The 13,529-nt window shown below is 33.7% G+C and carries 18 protein-coding genes; 13 read left to right on the top strand and 5 right to left on the bottom strand.

Annotated features, from left to right (window positions below):
- Positions 1-5 precede the first annotated feature (5 nt).
- Positions 6-854, top strand: a complete 849-nt coding sequence (locus tag H599_RS0118560) for an aldose 1-epimerase family protein (protein WP_026715483.1) — start codon at positions 6-8, stop codon at positions 852-854.
- A gap of 37 nt (positions 855-891) precedes the next feature.
- Positions 892-1,449, top strand: a complete 558-nt coding sequence (locus tag H599_RS0118555; RefSeq protein WP_026715482.1) for a DUF3575 domain-containing protein — start codon at positions 892-894, stop codon at positions 1,447-1,449.
- Here the strand turns inward: H599_RS0118555 and H599_RS0118550 are convergent.
- Positions 1,446-1,673 carry a VF530 family protein gene (locus H599_RS0118550; protein WP_026715481.1) on the bottom strand — a complete coding sequence of 76 codons (228 nt, stop codon included), beginning with the start codon at positions 1,671-1,673 and terminating at the stop codon, positions 1,446-1,448. The genes H599_RS0118555 and H599_RS0118550 overlap by 4 nt on opposite strands.
- 69 nt (positions 1,674-1,742) lie before the next feature.
- Here H599_RS0118550 and smpB point away from each other — a divergent pair, with 69 nt between their 5' ends.
- Positions 1,743-2,201 (top strand): SsrA-binding protein SmpB, encoded by a 459-nt coding sequence (gene smpB / locus H599_RS0118545; RefSeq protein WP_026715480.1) that lies wholly within the window; start codon positions 1,743-1,745, stop codon positions 2,199-2,201.
- Between the two features lie 10 nt (positions 2,202-2,211).
- On the opposite strand, the gene H599_RS0118540 is transcribed toward smpB, so the two are convergent.
- Complete coding sequence (locus tag H599_RS0118540) at positions 2,212-2,853, bottom strand: protein-L-isoaspartate(D-aspartate) O-methyltransferase (protein WP_026715479.1); 642 nt, start codon at positions 2,851-2,853, stop codon at positions 2,212-2,214.
- Between the two features lie 123 nt (positions 2,854-2,976).
- Here H599_RS0118540 and H599_RS0118530 point away from each other — a divergent pair, with 123 nt between their 5' ends.
- The 10 genes from H599_RS0118530 to H599_RS0118485 all read left to right on the top strand — a co-directional run bounded on the left by H599_RS0118530 (position 2,977) and on the right by H599_RS0118485 (position 11,345).
- On the top strand, positions 2,977-3,942 hold the full coding sequence (locus H599_RS0118530) for a Gfo/Idh/MocA family protein (RefSeq protein ID WP_026715478.1): 966 nt from the start codon (positions 2,977-2,979) through the stop codon (positions 3,940-3,942).
- Between the two features lie 6 nt (positions 3,943-3,948).
- A complete protein-coding gene (locus H599_RS0118525; RefSeq protein ID WP_026715477.1) occupies positions 3,949-4,545 on the top strand; it encodes a hypothetical protein in 597 nt (198 codons plus the stop codon).
- Between the two features lie 3 nt (positions 4,546-4,548).
- Positions 4,549-5,436, top strand: a complete 888-nt coding sequence (locus H599_RS0118520) for a 3-hydroxyacyl-CoA dehydrogenase family protein (protein ID WP_026715476.1) — start codon at positions 4,549-4,551, stop codon at positions 5,434-5,436.
- A gap of 21 nt (positions 5,437-5,457) precedes the next feature.
- On the top strand, positions 5,458-6,117 hold the full coding sequence (locus H599_RS0118515) for a YggS family pyridoxal phosphate-dependent enzyme (protein ID WP_026715475.1): 660 nt from the start codon (positions 5,458-5,460) through the stop codon (positions 6,115-6,117).
- Between the two features lie 77 nt (positions 6,118-6,194).
- Positions 6,195-7,556: an exonuclease domain-containing protein gene (locus H599_RS0118510; RefSeq protein ID WP_026715474.1), complete on the top strand. Its 1,362-nt coding sequence runs from the start codon at positions 6,195-6,197 to the stop codon at positions 7,554-7,556.
- A gap of 11 nt (positions 7,557-7,567) precedes the next feature.
- Complete coding sequence (locus H599_RS0118505) at positions 7,568-8,401, top strand: ion transporter (RefSeq protein WP_026715473.1); 834 nt, start codon at positions 7,568-7,570, stop codon at positions 8,399-8,401.
- A gap of 1 nt (position 8,402) precedes the next feature.
- Positions 8,403-9,326 (top strand): tRNA (adenosine(37)-N6)-dimethylallyltransferase MiaA, encoded by a 924-nt coding sequence (gene miaA, locus H599_RS0118500; RefSeq protein WP_026715472.1) that lies wholly within the window; start codon positions 8,403-8,405, stop codon positions 9,324-9,326.
- A gap of 27 nt (positions 9,327-9,353) precedes the next feature.
- The gene (locus H599_RS0118495) at positions 9,354-10,094 is read left to right on the top strand and encodes an acyl-[acyl-carrier-protein] thioesterase (RefSeq protein WP_026715471.1); all 741 of its coding nucleotides are present in this window, start codon (positions 9,354-9,356) and stop codon (positions 10,092-10,094) included.
- 59 nt (positions 10,095-10,153) lie between these two features.
- Entirely contained in the window at positions 10,154-10,867 is a 714-nt protein-coding gene (locus H599_RS0118490) for a peptidoglycan DD-metalloendopeptidase family protein (protein ID WP_051590816.1), read from the top strand.
- A gap of 1 nt (position 10,868) precedes the next feature.
- Complete coding sequence (locus H599_RS0118485; RefSeq protein WP_026715469.1) at positions 10,869-11,345, top strand: hypothetical protein; 477 nt, start codon at positions 10,869-10,871, stop codon at positions 11,343-11,345.
- Positions 11,346-11,410: 65 nt separating this feature from the next.
- Here H599_RS0118485 and H599_RS0118480 read toward each other — a convergent pair whose 3' ends face one another.
- From H599_RS0118480 to H599_RS0118470, 3 genes are all read right to left on the bottom strand, one after another.
- Positions 11,411-12,208 (bottom strand): hypothetical protein, encoded by a 798-nt coding sequence (locus H599_RS0118480; RefSeq protein ID WP_026715468.1) that lies wholly within the window; start codon positions 12,206-12,208, stop codon positions 11,411-11,413.
- 174 nt (positions 12,209-12,382) lie between these two features.
- On the bottom strand, positions 12,383-12,715 hold the full coding sequence (locus tag H599_RS0118475) for a hypothetical protein (protein ID WP_026715467.1): 333 nt from the start codon (positions 12,713-12,715) through the stop codon (positions 12,383-12,385).
- A 26-nt stretch (positions 12,716-12,741) separates the two neighbouring features.
- Entirely contained in the window at positions 12,742-13,326 is a 585-nt protein-coding gene (locus H599_RS0118470; protein ID WP_026715466.1) for a 5'-methylthioadenosine/S-adenosylhomocysteine nucleosidase family protein, read from the bottom strand.
- Positions 13,327-13,529: the final 203 nt, after the last annotated feature.

Here is a 13,529-nt window from a genome sequence, read left to right as displayed (position 1 = left end):
TAATTTTGACAACAAGCATTTCAAACAACTTTCTTTCAGCAAAAATTAACGCTAAAGGAGCTGAATTATTTTCTTTAAAAACAAATAACCAGGAATACATCTGGGAAGGAAATCCTGATTTTTGGGGTAAACATGCACCTGTTTTATTTCCAATAGTAGGCACATTAAAAAATAACAGCTATCAAATTAACGAGAAAAATTATAAGCTGTCCCGTCATGGATTTGCACGGGATATGACTTTTGAATTAATTGAGAAAACCGAAAACAGCGCTACTTTTTCTATTCAGTCTTCTGAAGAAACCCTAAAAGTTTATCCATTCGAATTTGAATTGCAAATCCAATATTCACTTGAGGAAAAAAAATTAAACACCAGCTATAAAGTCATTAATAAGTCACAATCTCAAATGCCTTTTTCCATCGGAGCGCATCCGGCATTTGCATTAAACGGAAATTTTGAAGATTTTGAAATTCAATTCGAAAAAGACGAACCACTTGTCTGTTCTTTATTAGAAAATGATTTGATTTCTAATCAGACAAAGACACTCGAAAAACAAAATGGTGTTGTTTCTCTAAATTACAAACTCTTTGAAAATGACGCTTTGATTTTTAAAGATCTAACTTCCAAAAGTTTAAGCATCCTGAAAAACCAAACTCCGCTGTTAAAAGTAGATTTTCAGGGATTTCCTCATCTGGGTATCTGGACTAAAAAAGATGCCCCTTTTCTTTGTATCGAACCTTGGTATGGTTATTCAGACACCAATGAATCAACCGGAAATTTTTTTAAAAAAGAAGGCATTCAGGTTTTAGATACTAATGAAATTTTTCAATCAAATTTTACAATCGAAATAGCTTAAATTTTCACTCAACAAAAACGCTTACAGCAAAATTCTAATGAAAAAAACATTCTTTTTAAGCTTACTTTTACTTGCAACCTTTGTTACAAATGCCCAAACTTACATAAAAATCAATGGTTTATCAGCTCTGGTAGCTGTTCCACAAGTTGGTATTGAAACCAGTATTGGATCAAAATCAACTTTTAGTGTTGATGTTTTTGCTTCATTTTGGAAATCTTTTGACGGAAAACCAATGCAAGCAGTAATGCTAACACCTGAATACCGCTATCATTTTAAAGAAAAATACAATGGGTTTTATGCAGGAGCACATGCCGGACCTGACATTTACAAAATTCAAAAATGGAATTATTGGGGAACTAATAAATACGAAGAAGGGCTTGGTTATCGCATTGGTGCCACCATTGGATATCAAAAAAAAATAAATAACCAGTTTGTTTTAGATGCTTTTTTTGGTGGTGGTTGGCATCAGGGATTTTACAAAGGCTATTATACCGATGGAACTCCCGGAAGATATGAAAAAGCTAAAAATTATAATAAAAGCGGTGAATGGCTCCCATACAGAGGAGGAATTATGATTTCTTATCAACTAAATTAATCAAATCTGGGCATTGACCTAACATACAATTCCTCGACTTTTTTTCTTGCCCAATCAGTTTTTCTTAAAAAAGTTAAACTCGATTTCACCGTTGGATTATGAGAAAAACAACGAATTGGAATTAATTGAGCCAAAGTATCAAATCCATAATACTCAACTAATTTTTCTACAATTACTTTTAACGTTTTTCCGTGAAGCGGATCATTTGATTGTGGTTTTTCCATAAATACAAAAATAAATCAATTTCGTTAAAACTTTGTGGAGATTTACTAATTGTTTCTACATTTGCATTCATGGTAAAGACAGTCAACATACTTAATAAAAGAGCGCGATTTGATTATGAAATAATCGAAAAATACACGGCAGGAATTGTGCTGGCCGGTACCGAAATCAAATCTATCCGATTAGGAAAAGCCAATATCGCTGAAAGTTTTTGTGAATTCAACGAAAAAAACGAACTCTTTGCTATCAATACTTATATTGAAGAATACGCTTTTGGGAACCAATTTAATCACAAATCCCGAAGTGAAAGAAAACTACTTTTAAACAAACGCGAATTAAAAAATCTCGCCCGAAGTGTTCAGGCAAAAGGTTTGACTATTATTCCACTGCGTTTATTTACCAACGAAAAAGGAATTGCCAAACTGGAAATCGGACTTTGTAAGGGTAAGAAAAATTACGACAAACGCGAATCTTTAAAAGAGCAGGACACGAAACGAGATTTGGACAGAATCAAAAAAGCTTTTAATTAACTTTAAAACCTTAATTTTTATCTTCCAACAAAGGAACAAAACGAAATTCGCCTAATTCATGCTTTTCAAATTGGGTTTCATTTTTACGAATGAGCAACGTCATAATTTGAATTTCCTCCCCAAGCGGAATAACCAATCGACCACCAATTTTTAATTGTGCCATCAAGGGTTGCGGAATAATTGGCGCTCCGGCCGTTACAATAATACTGTCAAAAGGGCCGTAAGTTGGTAATCCTTTATAACCATCTCCAAAAGTAAGATGTTTGGGTCTGATTCCTAATTTTGGAAGTAAAACCGAGGTTTGTTTAAACAATTCATTTTGCCTTTCTACACTATAAACCTTTGCCCCCATCATACACAAAACAGCCGTTTGATAACCGGAACCTGTTCCGATTTCCAAAACTTTATGATCTTTTTTAATTTCCAACAGCTGCGTTTGAAAAGCAACGGTATAAGGTTGCGAAATAGTCTGACCTGCTCCAATAGGAAAAGCCTTATCCTGATAAGCATAAGCCTCAAAACTGGAATTCAAAAAAAGGTGTCTCGGGATTTTTTTTATCGCATCAAGAACCCTCAAATCAGTAATCCCCTTTTGTTGCAAAGTGCTTACTAGCTGATTGCGAAGTCCTTGATGTTTGGCTGTATCTTTCAATGTTTAAGGTTTATTTTTTTGTAAAAATAGCAGTAAAAATTCCAAAATGCAAAACCCAAAATCCAATTCAATTATACTATTATATTAAATTGAATTTCCTACTTTTGTTAAAAATACATTATCATGCTTAAAGTAGGAGTTTTAGGTGCCGGACATCTGGGAAAAATTCATTTACGTTTATTACAACAATCTGAAAAATATGAGTTAGTTGGTTTTTATGACGAAAATCAGGAATACGCTCAAAAAATTGCTAAAGAATTTGGTTACACTAACTTTACTACCATTGCTAAATTAATTCATGCCGTAGATGTAATCAATATTGTAACTCCCACTCTTTCACACTACAAATGCGCCAGAGCCGCAATAAAATCAGGCAAACATGTTTTTATCGAAAAACCCATTTCTAATACCGTTGAAGAAGCCGAAGAAATTATTGCTCTGGCCAATGAATACAATGTAAAAGGACAGGTGGGTCACGTAGAACGCTTCAATCCGGCTTTTATTGCTACTAAAAACATGATTGAAAACCCTATGTTTATAGAAACGCATCGTTTGGCAGAATTCAATCCCCGTGGGACTGACGTTCCTGTGGTTTTAGATTTAATGATTCATGATATTGATGTTATTTTAAGCGTTGTTAATTCAAAAGTAAAAAACATCAGCGCCAGCGGAGTTTCGGTAATCAGCGATACTCCTGATATTGCCAATGCCCGAATCGAATTTGAAAATGGCTGTGTAGCCAATTTAACTTCGAGCCGAATTTCTATGAAAAACATGCGTAAAACCCGTTTCTTTCAAAAAGATGCCTACATTTCAGTTGACTTTTTAGAAAAGAAATGTGAGGTGGTTAAAATGAAAGATGCTCCTGAAGTTCCAGGAGATTTTGATATGATTTTGCAAAATGCTGAAGGAGTTAAAAAACAAATCTATTTTTCTAATCCTGAAGTCACGCAAAATAATGCTATTCTTGACGAATTAGAAACATTTGCAGATGCTATCAACAATAATACAAATCCAATTGTAACCTTAGATCAGGCTACAGAAGCTTTAAGAGTAGCTTATCAGATTATCGATTGTTTTAAAAAATAATCTTTAATGGAAAACAAATTAGAAATCAAATTTAAAAATCAAAAACAATCGTTTGAAATTTTAGAGGATGAAATTGTTGTAGATATGCATACAGCAAAGCATAAATTAAAATACAACATTCCATTGGATGATATTAAAAATAATTGGCATATAGTAGAAGGTTCTTTAGATAGAGTTTCGATGGGACTTTCTGCTTCAATCCTTTTTAATGTAATCTTAATAATTTGCCTTGTAGCAATAAGACAAGGTGCTCCACCTTTAGCTATGGAAATTATTTCATATCTCCTTTTTCTTCCATTTATAATGTCCGGAATTCTATATGCAAAAAGACATCAAGAAAAACATATTAGTTCATCAAAACTATTTTATTTTATATACACTGATAAAAACAAAAAAGAAGTTGATGATTTTATTGATTTAGTTTTTAAAAAACAAATCGACTTTTTCAAAAGAAAGTATTTTATTGTTGATCCCATTTTACCTTATCAAACTCAATATGAAAGGTATGTTTGGCTCTATACAAATGAGTATATTACTGATAACGAATTTGAAGATATTAAAGAAGATTTAGATAAATATTTCAATTTCAATCCTAGAATATAAATTATGAAAATAGTAACAGTAATAGGTGCAGGAACTATGGGCAACGGAATTGCGCATACTTTTGCACAAAATGGTTTTACCGTAAAACTGGTTGATGTTTCCGAAGAAGCTTTGGAAAAAGGCATGAACACTATTTTTACCAACCTCGAAAGAATGCAAAACAAAGGAAGCATTTCTGTCGAAGACAAAATGAAAACCCTTTCTAATATTATCTGTTACACCGATATAGAAGACGGCATTGTTGGCGCCGATTTAGTCATTGAAGCCGCTACTGAAAATCTGGATTTAAAACTGCGTATTTTTAGAAAATTAAACGAGTTCTGTTCGCACAACACCATATTTGCCACGAATACTTCTTCGATTTCCATTACCCAAATTGCAGCTGTAGTAGCACATCCGGAACGCGTGATTGGGATGCATTTTATGAATCCGGTTCCTATGATGCCATTGGTGGAAGTGATTCGCGGATATAACACGAGTGATGAAATCACCGAATTTATCATGAATTTGAGTAAAAAATTAGGCAAAACTGCTGTTGAAGTTCATGATTACCCTGGTTTTGTTGCTAATAGAATTTTGATGCCGATGATAAACGAAGCCATTGAAACGCTGTATAACAAAGTGGCCGGTGTAAATGAAATAGACAATGTGATGAAATTGGGTATGGCACATCCAATGGGACCATTGCAATTGGCTGATTTTATTGGTCTTGATGTTTGTCTTTCAATAATGAATGTGCTGTATGATGGTTTTAAAAATCCAAAATATGCTCCTTGCCCACTTTTAGTAAATATGGTGAATGCAAAAAAACTGGGTATAAAATCCGGAGAAGGATTTTATGATTATTCTGAAAGTAAAAAAGCCGAAAAAGTAGCAAAACAATTTCTTTAATCATCCTCTAAATCATTTAAAATGTCCATACAAACTAATTTACAACATATAAAATCAACATTGCCTGAAAACGTAACGCTGGTTGCGGTTTCTAAAACCAAACCTGTTTCGGATTTAATGCAGGCTTACGAAGCAGGACAACGCATTTTTGGAGAAAACAAAATCCAGGAAATGGTTGAAAAATGGGAACAAATGCCTAAGGATATTCAATGGCACATGATTGGTCATGTGCAAACGAATAAAGTCAAATTCATGGCGCCGTTTGTGAGTTTAATTCATGGTGTGGATAGTTTGAAATTATTACAGGAAATCAGCAAACAGGCTCATAAAAACAATCGTGTAATTGACTGTTTATTGCAAGTACACATTGCCGACGAAGAAACTAAATTTGGATTTGACGAAGAAGAACTTGAAATACTTTTAAACTCAACTGAATTTCAGGAAATGAAAAACATTCGTATTTTGGGATTGATGGGAATGGCTACATTTACAGATAATCAAGAGAAAATAAAACAGGAATTCACTCATTTGAAAGCGATTTTTGATAGCATTCAAATGCAGTCAGTTCCAACATTAAACTTTTCTACATTATCCATGGGTATGTCCGGCGATTATAAATTAGCCATCGAATGCGGAAGCAACATGATACGTGTGGGTAGCAGCATTTTTGGAAGTAGATGACAATTTTAAATTAACGATAAACAATAATTTATTTCAGTTTTAAACTGAACACTAAAAACCGAACACTGAACACTATTTTGTACGCAATACTAGACATAGAGACTACCGGAGGACAATACAATGAAGAAGGCATTACCGAAATTGCTATCTATAAGTATGACGGTCACCAAATTGTAGATCAATTCATTAGTTTGGTCAATCCTGAAATTCCTATTCAGCCGTTTGTGGTTAAATTAACCGGAATTAATAACGCGATGTTGCGTTCGGCACCAAAATTTTTTGAAATTGCCAAACGCATTATAGAAATAACCGAAGGTTGCATTTTAGTCGCTCATAATGCCGATTTTGATTATCGAATACTGCGAACAGAATTCCGTCGTTTGGGTTATGATTTTAATACCAAAACCCTTTGCACGGTAGAATTATCTCAAAAATTATTACCGGAACAAACATCGCATAGCCTTGGGAAGTTAGTCCGTGCTCTGGGAATCCCTATGGCCGACAGACACCGTGCCAGTGGAGATGCCATGGCGACGGTAAAATTATTCAAAATGCTTTTGGATAAAGATGTCGAAAAAACCATTATCAGCGGTTTGATTAAATCGGAAATCCAAAAAGGAATTGCGCCTAAATTATTAGATATTATCGACAGCCTGCCTTCAAAAACCGGAGTATATTATATTCACAACGAAGAAGGTAAAATTATTTTTATTGGCAAAAGCCAAAATATTAAAAAAAGAGTCAATCAGCATTTTACCGGAATTACCCGAAGTGCTAAAAAAATTCAAAAAGAAGTTTTTACGGTTACCTACGAAGAAACCGGAAACGAACTCATAGCAATGATTAAAGAACTTCAGGAAATCAAGGTTAACAAACCTGTTTACAACCGTTCTTCCCGAAAAGATCGCTTTTCATGGGCTATTTATTCCGAAAAAGACAACGAAGGTTATCTGCGCTTAAAATTGCAAAAAACCGATGGACGCAAAAAAGAAATTCTTTCCTATGCAAATGCTCTGGACGGAAAAAACGCCTTATTTCGCATAACGGCTAATTATCATTTGTGTCAAAAATTAACCGGATTATACGAAACTAAAACCCATTGTTTCCAGCACACCATCAACGAATGTGACGGCGCTTGTATTGGTAAAATTTCTAGTTCGGAATACAATGAAAGAGTGCTCCAGTTTATTGACAAAAACAGTTTTGAAAACAAAAACTTAATCATTATTGACCGCGGCAGAAATATCAACGAAAGAAGTGCTGTTTTAGTAGAAAATGGTGTTTTTAAAGGTTATGCTTTTTATGATTTGAATTACCAGATTACCAATCCGAATATCCTGAAAAACATTCTGGTTCCTATGGAAAGCAGTCGGGGCATTCAACGTCTGATTCAGGCTTACATTAGAAAAAACAAAGCGATAAAAATCATTCATTTTTAAATTATCATTGTATGAACTTTTTATCAACATATACACTTTTCAGAAAAAAAGTTTACGTAGTAATTTATAAAACTAACACCAAAGCCGGACGTTTATTTGATTTAATATTACTGGGACTCATTCTTTTCAGTATCCTGTTGGTAATGATGGAAACCGTTTCGGAATTTAATTTAAAATACCATTCCTATCTAATAACATTCGAATGGATCATTACGATACTGTTTACCATTGAATATATTTTTCGAATTCTTTCCATCAACAAGCCTGTACGATATATTTTTAGCTTTTATGGCATCATCGATTTACTGGCTATTTTACCAATGTACCTTTCGTTAATAATTACCGGAAGCAATATTTTGACGGTCATCAGAGCGTTACGATTGTTGCGTTTGTTTAAAATTTTAAACAATCCGCAGTTTACCACACAATCTTTAAAACTAAAAAGAGCACTAGAAGCAAGCAAAGGAAAAATTGTCGTTTTTATTTATTTTGTTCTCATCAGCACCATAATTATTGGTTCTGCCATGTATCTGATTGAAGGTAAAGAAAGTGGTTTTACCAGTATTCCTACCAGCATTTATTGGACTATTGTAACCTTGACCACTGTAGGTTATGGCGATATTTCGCCTCAAACTCCTTTGGGTCAATTTATAGCCTCCTTTGTTATGATTATGGGTTATGGCATCATTGCTGTTCCCACCGGAATTGTATCTGCTGAAATCAATAAAATAAATAAAAGTAAAGATATTACGCCTCAAAATCCCTGCATAAATTGTAATAACACCGATTATCCTGGCAATGCAAAATTTTGTCCTCAATGCGGACACTCATTAGAAAACAATTAAAATGAAACACCTCATTACCATAGTCGGGCCAACAGCCATTGGAAAAACAGCTTTGAGTATTCAACTGGCTAATCATTTTAATTGCGAAATTGTTTCCTGCGACAGTCGGCAGTTTTTTAAAGAAATGACTATCGGAACGGCCGTCCCTAATGCTGGTGAATTGGCTGCCGCAACACATCATTTTATCCAAAACAAATCAATTTTTGAAAATTATACCGTAGGCAATTACGAAAAAGAAGCTATTTCTAAAATTGAAAGCTTATTCCAACACAATGATTATGTAATTTTGGTCGGAGGATCTGGCTTGTATGTTAATGCAGTTTTGAAGGGTTTTGATCATTTTCCGGACATTGACAGCGCTATTCGTGAAGAAGTAACCGCTAATTATGAAAAATTGGGACTAAATCATCTACAGGAACAACTTCAAAAATTGGATCCAGACTATTTTGAAAAAATTACCAATGAAAATCCGCAAACCTTACTCAATCCGCAACGCATGATTCGATTTGTGGAAGTTTGTTTGGGCACGGGTAAACCTTATTCATCTTTTCTTAACCAAAAGAAAAACGAGCGTAACTTCACTCCTATTCTCATCGGTTTAGAAGCCGACAGGGAAATGATGTACAACCGCATCAACCTGCGCGTGGACATTATGATGAACGAAGGTTTGCTAAAAGAAGCCGAAAATTTATATCCACACAAAGCATTAAATGCACTTCAAACAGTTGGTTACCGTGAATTATTTGCTTATTTTGACGAAGAATTTACTTTGGAGTTTGCCATTGAAGAAATCAAGAAAAACACCCGTCGTTTTGCAAAACGCCAATTAACCTGGTTCAAACGCGATGAAAATACCAAATGGTTTGATTTTCAAACACCAATAAATAAAATTATTGATTACATTGATTCTCAAACAAAATCATAAATCGTTAATCTGAAATCATAAATTTACATGCCTATTTCTCCTAATTTCACTTCTGTTTTAAGCAAAGATTACGAAATCAACTTTACGCAATGTTTGCCTTCAGGAAGTATAAAATACACCGAATTATGCAACCTTTTGCAACTTACTGCTGCAGAACACGCCGAAATTGGAGGCATTAGCTTTAACGATATGCAGCAATTTGATCAGGCATGGGTTTTAAGCCGAATGCGGGTTGAAATTACCTCTTTACCCAAATGGAAAGATACTGTCACGGTAAAAACCTGGATTAACAGTCTGGAAAATTCCCGTTCGGTTCGTGCCATGGAAATGTATTTGAATGGAGAAAAAATTGTGGGCTGCGAAACTTTTTGGGCTGTTTTTAATACTAAAAGCCGTCGTCCGGAACTTTTAAGTTTGACACACGATCATTTCAAACTTTTTCCGGAAATAAGAGCCACCAAAGAAGGTTTTTCAAAAATTGACATCAATCCCGATAAAGAAGAAGTTTTTGGCAAAACGGTTATTCTGTCTGATTTAGACATTGTCAATCACGTCAATAATGTCAAATATCTGGAATGGTGTATGGATTTGGTTGATGAAAACATCATTTTGAAACAAAAAATTAAAAGTTTTGAAATGAATTTCATGAAGGAACTTTCTCTACGTGATCAGGTAATCATTCATGAAAATGTTGCTGATGACTGCATTGTTTTTAGCATCACTAAAGATGACAAAAACTGTTATGCATTGCAGTTGAATTTGGTATAATTTCAAAAAATATTCCTAATTTTTACTAATAAAAAGTTATAAAGCCAGGCTGAATTTTCATGCTTGGCTTTTTTTGTGTTACTTTAATAAAAAAAGAAATCATCGAAAATCTGTTCCAAAATAGCGACCCTGTTCATTTATTAGCCAATGCGCATTCCCAAGAAGATTATTTTGCTTTGAATTTATCGGTTTCTAATTCGGATTTGAATAAATTCAACTTAAATAATGTTTCGGCGTTTGGAACCTATCTGGAAGAACAACGAAAAAAAACAGTAGGCAAAATCGCTTTTGGCGGCTATCTTGAAAAACGGAATTTGTACCAAAGAAGTTCTAATTTTAAAAATAAAACTACTCAGGAACGCAACATTCATATTGGCATTGACTTATGGTCAGCTGCCGGGACTGCCGTCATTTGTCCGCTTGATGGCTGTGTGCATAGTTTTAAAAACAATGCTTCCACAGGCGATTATGGTCCGACGATTATTTTGAAACATCAAATCAAAAATCAGGAATTTTATACTTTATTCGGACATCTGTCGTTAGAAAGTATAACAAATCTAAAAATCGGGACGCTTTTTAAAAAAGGACAACAACTGGCAACTTTGGGAAAACCGGAATTAAATGGCGATTATGCGCCGCATTTACATTTTCAAATCATCAAAAATATTGGCGATTTTTCAGGTGATTATCCGGGAGTTTGCTGTGAAAGTGATTTGGATTTTTACAAAGAAAATTGTCCCGACCCTAATCTGTTATTAAAAATTAAAAAGTAAAATGAAAAAACTGATTCTTATCTTAAGCCTGATTGCAGTAGTAGGATGTAAATCAAAAAAAGCACATCAAAAAGAACCAAAACCGGATGATATTATAAAATTGGCTTCAAGCCAAATCAATTCAAGTCAGAAAAACAAAGCTTACGAATTAGGCAAACGCGTTTTAATGACCTGTAATACTTCCAAGTTTAAACCGTTTACAAGCAGTGAAGCTACGGCTTCGGTAATTCATAATATTACCATAGATAAACTTTCAAAAACCTGCACGAAATTCAGAATGTGGTATGGCAGTTTTATTGACTTACAACTAGCCGAAGTATATCAAAACAACGAAGATCAAACCATCGTCTATCGATTTAAGGCTTTATATACTAAAAAAGTAGCCAACAAAGAATTGCGAGTTTTTATGAATTCCGAAAATCTGGTTTCAGCCATAAAAACCTCTGATTGGGTTGATTCTTTTACCTATAATAAATAAATCTATATAAAAAAAACGTTGTCTACATTAAAGACAACGTTTTCATATTTATTCAAAACATCATCTTATTTAGTCGTAACAATCAATGCTCCGTCTTTGGCTTTATCGCCATAAATACTCGTGGCTATTTTTGACTTCAAACTGGCAACATCGTCAATTTTATTTTCTTTTGCTAATTTATCTAAAGTTTTAAAATCAGATTCTTTACCATCAATAATGATTAATTTATTAGTCTTTGGATCATCAAAAAACTTATAGGAACCATTAGAAATAAAACCTTCACTTTGTTTGAAAAATTGCTCCATTTGCTTTCTGATTTCATCTACATTCACTCCTTTTGAATTGAAAAAAGAGGAATCAGCATAGTTGTTAAAAAAGGAATTATTGTTTCCAAAAAAATTAAAATCCTGTGCCATTAAAGAATCATTACTAAAACCAAAATTCATTCCGTTACCCGAATGCATGAAGTTCATCAAATTCATTTCGCCATTTCCTTCCGAAATAAACAGTAAACCATCTTTTCGTCCAAAAGTGATTTGCGAAATTGGCAAATTACTGGATATTTCACTTTCCGCATTGCCTCTTTTTCCATCTTCCAAAACAATTTTCAAAGCGGTAAGTTCACCTTCTTTATTTCTTTTTACCTGAGTAAAACTAACTTCTATTCCGTGTTCTTTAAGCATTTTTTTGATTTCCAAAAAACTCTCCTCGGTAGTCTTCTTATCGATAGTTATCTTGACATTATCTTCTTTTGGAATACTAAATTTAGTCGCCGGACGAGCAAAGGTTTCAAAAGAAACAAAACAAAAAGCTCCAAAGAGTATCAAACTCAAAACAATTTTCAACAGGTTTTTTGATTTCATGATTAGTCGTTTTTTAAATTCTTAGCATAAAATTAGAGCATAATTGAATTAGATAAAAAAGTTTAACGATTCTTTAAAACAAAAAGAAAAGCTAATCTTAAAAACCGTAAAAACCACCGCCTTCCCTTTAACAAAAAAACTATTAACCAATAAGTTAATCAAATGTACACAGTATTATTTTTGCCAATTCAATTCACTTATTTCGATAAATTCCAATGCAGGAATAGTATTTTCTAAGCGGTATCTTTTCCCTTTGGAAGCCTGTTTCCAAAAAAAATCCGCGTCAATCGGATAAGGGATTTTTAAGGACAAAATCAGGCTTTTATCAGGTATTGTTTCCGCAATTCCATAAACGTAATTCATGACATCATAAATGGTAAACTGAAGCTGAAATTCAGCTCGGAGTTCTTCGTTATTTGCCAAACAAACAGTGGAAGTTTCCGTTTCTAAATCCTGAAACGGAACTCCCACTATCCTTTCTAAAGTTTCAAAAACAATACTTTTCATAAGCTTTTGAAAAACAATTGTGTTTTTTATCCAATTTGAAAAATTTCGCCAAATGCCAAAGCCGCTTTATGCACTAAAACAGGCCAGTCTTCGGCTGCATTATCATCGGCGCCATCAGAAATATATTTTAGGCATAAAAACGGTATTTTCTCTTTCATCGCAATGGTTGCAATTGCATAAGCTTCCATATCCACAACATCATACTTGGTTTCAGTATGTCCCATTTCAAAATTATCGCCGGTTCCGCAAACTCCGAGTGGGAATTGCTCCATTTGCAATCCATACTGCAAAACAGACGGAATATTAGTATATGGCGTTACATAACGTTCATATCCTAATCCGCTCACATCCATATCACGCTGTACAAATTGAGTGCAACACACCACATCCCCCTTTTTAAAAGCACTACTTCCTGCCGAACCCAAATTAACAATTAAATCCGGTTTTTTTTGATGAATGGCTTTGGTCAATTCATAAGTTGCATTTACTTTTCCTACTCCTACAAACAAGGTGTTTTGTTCGTTAAATACTTCAGCTGCTTCCATTTCTAAAGCAAAGACAAACAGGATGTTTTCTATTTGAAATTGATGGTTTTGATTAATTGTTATCACGTATTTTAATTATTTTATCAGTCTGTTAAATTAAAAATGCAAAATTACAAATTATAAACCGTTCTCCGGAATATTAAAAATTTGAAATAAAAAAAGCCATCAATGAGTAATAGACTGCACCCAAAAGTTTAGACAAATTTATATTAATTTTGATAATAATGAGTTCGATATTTTATCGGACTCATTTTGTTTAAATTTGATTT

Source organism: Flavobacterium daejeonense DSM 17708, from assembly GCF_000425425.1.
GTDB classification, from domain to species: Bacteria; Bacteroidota; Bacteroidia; order Flavobacteriales; family Flavobacteriaceae; genus Flavobacterium; species Flavobacterium daejeonense.
Note: the sequence above shows the minus strand (reverse complement) of the source record. Positions and strands in the feature narration are given on the sequence as shown.